The 6,437-nt window shown below is 36.0% G+C and carries 6 protein-coding genes and 1 pseudogene; all 7 read left to right on the forward strand.

Annotated features, from left to right (window positions below):
- Positions 1-377 precede the first annotated feature (377 nt).
- Positions 378-767, forward strand: a complete 390-nt coding sequence (locus AB8P51_RS12390; protein ID WP_369749161.1) for a hypothetical protein — start codon at positions 378-380, stop codon at positions 765-767.
- A 204-nt stretch (positions 768-971) separates the two neighbouring features.
- Positions 972-1,868, forward strand: a complete 897-nt coding sequence (locus tag AB8P51_RS12395) for a GNAT family N-acetyltransferase (protein ID WP_369749162.1) — start codon at positions 972-974, stop codon at positions 1,866-1,868.
- 186 nt (positions 1,869-2,054) lie between these two features.
- Positions 2,055-2,789, forward strand: a complete 735-nt coding sequence (locus AB8P51_RS12400; protein WP_369749163.1) for a DUF6090 family protein — start codon at positions 2,055-2,057, stop codon at positions 2,787-2,789.
- 88 nt (positions 2,790-2,877) lie between these two features.
- Positions 2,878-3,357, forward strand: coding sequence for a hypothetical protein (locus tag AB8P51_RS12405; RefSeq protein WP_369749164.1), 480 nt, complete (start codon positions 2,878-2,880; stop codon positions 3,355-3,357).
- A 12-nt stretch (positions 3,358-3,369) separates the two neighbouring features.
- The gene (locus AB8P51_RS12410; RefSeq protein WP_369749165.1) at positions 3,370-3,696 is read left to right on the forward strand and encodes a cupin domain-containing protein; all 327 of its coding nucleotides are present in this window, start codon (positions 3,370-3,372) and stop codon (positions 3,694-3,696) included.
- A 358-nt stretch (positions 3,697-4,054) separates the two neighbouring features.
- Positions 4,055-6,049 (forward strand): helix-turn-helix domain-containing protein, encoded by a 1,995-nt coding sequence (locus AB8P51_RS12415; protein WP_369749166.1) that lies wholly within the window; start codon positions 4,055-4,057, stop codon positions 6,047-6,049.
- A 180-nt stretch (positions 6,050-6,229) separates the two neighbouring features.
- Positions 6,230-6,437 (forward strand): annotated as a pseudogene (locus AB8P51_RS12420) (hypothetical protein); the annotation flags it as partial.

Consider the following 6,437-nt stretch of genomic DNA (forward strand, 5'->3'; position numbering starts at 1 on the left):
ATGTTCAATATTACCATAGCTGATAGAGAAAAACAGCATTTTAATACAATTAACACATTGATGGATTCACCTTACCAACTTCTGAAAAAAAAATGCATTAACTAATGAAATAACGAAAGCCTGTCTACCGGGTCCTCGCCTTGGGCGGGCAGGCAGGCGCAAAAATGTATAACCGAAATTTACTAACTAATGTTTATTTTTTTTATGAGTTCGTCAGTCGCTTCGCTCTGGTCGGCGTCCCAATAGCTTTCGGGACCACTACGTCCGAATCCACTCGGAATTGCCAACGTCAGTGCTTGACTGAAAATTATTAATTTTAATCCCGTAACTGACGGTTATAGGAGACCGTTGGTAACAACTATTTGAAAAACATACACATGATATCAATAAGAAGCTTCATATTCCTTTTAGCCTTTCTATTTCAATCTGCGTGTGCTGCTCAAAGCGTAGACCTGGGCTACTTGGAAGGGTCTTGGTTATTGGAGGAAAGTTTGGAAGATGGTACACTGAAATATCAGAGAATTTCTCCAGAGAGTTCACCTGAGGGATCTATCTTAAGGATTTCAAGTGATTCAATCGTTGATTCTTATCAGATTAAGTGTTGGGGAGGAATGTCCACATTCCTATCTGAAGGTTCATGGAGTTTGGATGAAAAGAATCTTGTATTAAAAAGCACCATACCTATTGATCTTCAAGGTCAAATTTATAAGATTAAAGAACTTAATTCAAAGAGCTTCATCCTCGCTCAATCGAAAACTAGAAAATAGCAGTTTCTAACAACGGTTATAACCTGCCTGCCCCGATAGCCTTGCGCCATCGGGCACGCGGAAGACAGGTTCCAGGTGGAGAGATCTCCATTATAGGAATTGGGATTTGGAATTTGGAATTTAGAATTTCCCGGCCGCGCCGGCTTATAGCCGAGACCGTTATACAAAATTTGAGGATGGTTTAGAGAATTAGATTAAAAATTGATGGAGCTTATAAAACTCAATAATAATACATATGGCTTTGCCAGAAATTTTAAACACAACCAAAAAATAAGAGCAAGTTTCAATAGATTAACAGAATCCGTCTTTGGCTTCAGTTTAGAAAAATGGTGCCATGATGGCTTCTGGGGCGACTATTATATTCCCTATTCGCTGCTACATAATAACAAGGTTGTATCAAATGTTTCAATTAATAAGATTGAATTTGATATTGAACGTAGGAGAAAAACCGGCATTCAAATCGGAACAGTAATGACGGACGAAAAATACCGGAATAGAGGACTTAACAAGTACTTGATGGAAAAGGTACTGCATGAATGGAAAGATCAGACTGATTTTGTCTATCTCTTCGCTAACGACAGTGTGCTTGATTTCTATCCGAAGTTCAATTTCAAGGTAGTAGAGGAATATCAACACTCGAAAACAATAGATACACACAGCGCTTCATCATCCTGGATAAAACTGAGCATGGAAGACCCAACTGATGCCGCTTTTTTAATGGGAAGAATTAAGGATTCAACCCCTATAGCAAAGATATCTATGCGTAACAATGTGTCATTGATCATGTTTTACTGCAATTCCTATAAGAAAAACAGCATTTTTTATATCAAAGAACTTGAAGCAATTGTCATCGCAGACTTTGAAGGTGACACCGTTTATCTGGATGATATATTCTCAATATGTCCAGTAGAGATCAATGACGTGATCCATAGCATTTCTGATAAAAGGATTCTGAGGGTAATTTTGGGATTTACTCCTTTGGATGATTCCGGGTTTGAAAAACATTTATTAAAGGATAGAGATACGCTTTTTATGCTAAAGGATAAGTTTGAATTTTTCACAAATAAACACTGGATGTTTCCAGTTTTATCTCACGCTTGAAAAAATTTATTCTACAAAATATAAGAAATAACTATGCATAACACCGTGTATAATTAATTGTTGAGTTCTTTAAAGGCTTCTCGAGGATTTCTATCGAAATCCCAACACTTACCTCCTTTTTGCTATATTAGTTCTCACAACAACTAACCATGCAAGAACACGTTGTAAGCAATTTAGAACCACATTATGAAGTTCTTTAGAAGAGTAAGACATACACTGATTTTGGATGATAAAAAAATTAAATATCTAAAGTACGCTTTAGGAGAAATCATACTGGTAGTCATCGGAATTTTGATTGCACTTCAAATTAATAACTGGAATGAATCAAGAAAAGACAATCAAAAAAAGAAAGAATATGTAAAAATGCTAATCAACGACCTTAATAAAGATATTATTAATATAAATAAATGTATTGTATCTGATTCCTTAAAAAATATTGGATTAAAAAAAATACTTATTGCATTTAATACAAACAAAACATTTGAAACCACTCCCAAGGAACTTTATACAATAACAAGTGAGACTGCATCACTTATTACCCATGATGCAACATATAAAGCTATGACGTCTGATAATGTGATGGAGTTATTCGATAATTTCAATATAAAGGCTACTATATCATCATATTATTCTAGAGTTGAATATATCAAACGATTTGAAAAATGGTATTCTGACATTAGTTTAGGACCTCTCATGGAAAAAATGTATGAATTTGGTGTCGGAAATAATTTAGCGAATACAACCATAAATTCGGAAGATAAATATCAAATGTCTTTTGAGGCACTGGCTAATCACAAAAATGAATTAAAAGGTTATTTTACCGAAGCCCAAATAATGACAAAAAGTGATTTATTGTACTATAGAGAAGTTTTGTTACAGCTAGAAAATCTAAAGGAAGATTTGAGTAAGGAAATTGATTAGTAGCTATTAACAACGAAAATCTAATAAGGTATAAACTGAGTTAAAACGCAGCTTATACGAGACCGTTAGCAAACATTGAAAACGAATAATGGAATATTTCAAATTAGCACGAGTAATTCATGTAATCGCAGTCATTTTGTGGATTGGTGGTGTTTCTATGGTAACAACCGTCATAATTCCTGCGATTAAGAAAATGAAATCAACGCAAGAACAAATAAAGACCTTTGAAAACATTGAAGGAAAATTTGCCATTCAGGCAAAAATTACTACAATTCTGACAGGACTTTCAGGATTTTATATGCTTTACGAATTAAATGCATGGAATAGGTATTTTGATTATCGTTTTTGGTGGATACATGCCATGACTTTGGTATGGATTATATTCACTTTAATTCTATATGTATTAGAACCTTTCGTTCTGCATAAAATTTTTAAAAAATATACTAATGAAAATCCAGAAAAGACTTTTGGAATTATGCACAAGCTTCATTGGGTATTGCTTATTATCAGTTTAATAACCACAGCAGGAGCAGTAGCGGGTAGCCATGGTTGGTTCTGGATAAAATAAAATTCAGGAAGAATGAAACAGAATTTTGAATTTGGACAGATTTGTACCTTGAAAGAAAGTATTGACTATTCAAAAGGAGCAACAGTCAGTAAAATTGTAACTAAAAACAAATGCGGATCAACTACATTGTTCTCTTTCGATAAGGGACAAAACCTCAGTGAACATACCGCACCGTTTGATGCAATAGTTGTTATTCTTGATGGAAAATGTGAGATTTCAATTGCAGGTAAACAAAATATTTTATCAGAAGGCCAAATGATTATTATGCCTGCAAATATTCCTCATGCCCTGGAAGCGGTGGAAGCTTTTAAAATGATGCTCGTAATGATTAAAGTCTAGAAGATTAATAGTACTATGAATCAAACAAACAACGATTTGCCAACAATGTATAACCGCAATTTACTCACTAATGTTCAATTTATTAAGGAGTTCGCCAGTCGCTGCGCTCTTGTCGGCGGATTTGACTACGTCCGAATCCACTCGGAATTGCTAAAGTCTGTGCCAAACCGGAAATTAACACATACTAACCTATAACTGACGGTTATACCTGACCCTTGTAACACATTTAGTTGACCTGAGACCACACCTAAGATAATTCTTTGTTTATTTTAATGAAACCCTTAAAATGCCGTCTAGATAAATCTCAATTAGTTCTTAATTTGTTTAACTTGTACTGCCTCTCCTAAAGAAATTCGATATGCAAAGGGGTACGAACCGTGAATTGCACAGAGATTTTCAAGAAAAATCGCTAAGGGGAACCTTGGTCAATAATCTGACCAAAGAAATTGAGTCCAACCTTAACAACGATCAATTCGGGGTCGATGCTCTGGCACAAGCGGTCGGAATGAGCCGATCCAGTCTTCATCGGAAATTACGAAAATTGTTGGGTATTTCAACGAGTCAATTTATTAGGGAATACCGACTAAAAAGAGCCTTAGAAATTCTAAGAGACGAAAATGTTACCGCTTCTGAGACTGCATATCGGGTAGGGTTTAATAGCCCCACTTATTTCAACACCTGTTTCCACAAATTTTTTGGCTTTACCCCAGGAGAAGTTAAATCAAAAGACAATAATGAAATTGAAGGGCTTATCAGTTACGAAAGTAACACCAACGCCAAAAGTACTACCAAAAAAAACTTGCTTTGGTTAATATTTTTGGCTCCCGTATTTTTAATGGCACTCTTTTATTTTTTTAGCCCAGATGCAATAGAGAACATTGAATCGAAAAAAGAAGAATTTATAATCGATGAGAAATCGATAGTAGTACTACCTTTTAAAAATTGGACGGGAAGCCCGGAATTGGAGTATATTTCGGATGGAATGACCGATGCCGTTATCTCGAGACTCACTAAAATAGATGCTATTGATAAGGTAATTCCGTTTACCTCTGCCCTACATTACAAGCATACTGATAAAACTATACAAGAAATCGCTAAAGAGTTGGGGGTGGCAAACCTTTTGCAGGGTAATCTCCAGATTTCCGGCAATCTAATCAAAATCAACCTACAATTGATTCATGGTCGTTCTAATGTCCATCTTTGGTCGGAAGAATACACGAAAGAATGGAAAAGTGATGAAATTTTCAAGATACAGTCCGAGGTGGTAGAAGCTATAGCCAAAAATTTGAGGGCAACCATTTCCGAAAATGAATTGGCGGCTATTCAAAAAATACCCACAAAAAGTAAACAGGCATACTCCTATTTTCTTCAAGCCGAGTTTCAGCGAAATAAAGCGAATGAGTCAACCTACAAAAATGCTATCAAACTTTATGAAAAATCAATTGAAATAGATTCTAATTTTGTGGAGGCATATACCAGCCAGGCCAGAGTATGGAGTTTTGGGGGATTGGTTTGGGGGATTTTTGATGAACGGATTGCATGGGAGAACACAAAAAGGCTCTTGGAAAAAGCGCTTGAAATTGACCCCGATAATAAAGAGGTGGAAGAGGAATTATATTCCGGCTATTTCTACTATGACTGGAATTTTGAATTGGTAGAACCCTATTACCAAACGATATTGAAAGATTCTTATCATGACGATACGCCATCTTTAGTTGCAGATTATGCCATAAAAACAGGAAGATACCTACAGGCAGCCAATGCTATGGACGAACTTCTCCTGATAGACCCCTCTTTCGGCGTTCTTTTCTGTTTTAAGGCAGAAGCATTCCTATTTCTTGATAGAACGGACGAGTCATTCGATTTGTTGGAAAGCACCAATAGTTTATATGACGACAACCTGTGGTATTTGAGAGCGTCTGCAAAGCACTATTTTTATCTGGGGGAATATGAAAAGTCAAAAAATCAGCTCAATGAAATAGTAACAAAATTTCCCGATTATCCTCCGATTTTGATGTGGCTGAATTTGGTCTATGCCGAGATGGATGGCGATCAGGATGAGGTAAATAAACACTTGGGAGAGTTGTTTACTAAGTATAATGAAGGCTCATCGGGAAGTCCTGCCTGGTTCATTGCGCTCTACTATTGCACCTTAAATGATTATGAACATGCTTTTGAATGGTTGCAGAAGTCTTATGAAAGACATGAGGTGGAAATGACCTGGTTACGGGAAGAACCGCTGTTGGCCCCGTTGAGAAACGATCCGCGGTACAACGATTTGTACGAAAAAGTAGGATTTTCCAGTATCGGATTACCCATAAAAACTTCTTCAGAAATTTATTCCTCTAAATAACTTTTTCAACCCAGTTTGAAGGCATGCAACATAAGTTGAATTCCTGAACAAAAAATTAAACACACCGCAACACGCCTGTTAGGTAGTGTATTGTACTTCTTTCCATCTTTATGGCATTCAATTTTGAGGGGCAAAATAATTTTGTGCTGTAATCAAAATTAAATCCTAAAACTTTTTATTATGAAAACAAAACAAGCATTTGCAGTAATGATTACATCCCTATTCCTTTTATACGGGTGTTCAAATAATCAAGACAGTATTGCAGAATCAGGAAGTATTGCGGAATCAGGATTGGCTTCTAAAGCATCTGAATCCAAGGGTTCTGTAATTGACCAACCTTATTCACAAGCACAAGCAGAGGTCTTAGAAACTTTTGGGGCCATTGCAC

This window comes from Muriicola sp. SD30, from assembly GCF_041205185.1.
Taxonomy (GTDB): Bacteria; Bacteroidota; Bacteroidia; order Flavobacteriales; family Flavobacteriaceae; genus Muriicola.